Annotated in this window: 1 protein-coding gene; it reads left to right on the forward strand. The window is 55.7% G+C overall.

Annotation, left to right across the window (positions count from 1 at the left end; genetic code table 11):
* The coding region (locus tag AAZR93_RS21685) for a fimbrial protein (RefSeq protein WP_434721052.1) at positions 1–298 on the forward strand (298 nt) is incomplete at both ends.

The following is a 298-nucleotide window of genomic DNA, read 5'->3' on the forward strand; positions in this document are numbered from 1 at the left end:
TTAGAAAACTGCCAGTTTGGTACCCCGGCCGCAAAAAATAAAGTCACGGTCACCTTCACTGGCGCGGCATCCGATGTTAACGCTGATTTACTCGGCATTACCGGCTCAGCCCAAGGGGCGGGTGTGGGCATGACGGCGCAAGGCGGCTCTGAGCTGATTGTGCTGGGTACCCCAACTGCCCCCCAAACTCTGGCTGATGGTAACCAAACGTTAAATTTTGCTGCGTTCATGCAAGGTGAAGCCGCGGGCACGCCGGTTGTTGAAGGGGCCTTCCAAGCCGTGACGGACTTTACATTAA

The organism is Providencia sp. Je.9.19 (assembly GCF_051129765.1).
GTDB lineage: Bacteria > Pseudomonadota > Gammaproteobacteria > Enterobacterales > Enterobacteriaceae > Providencia.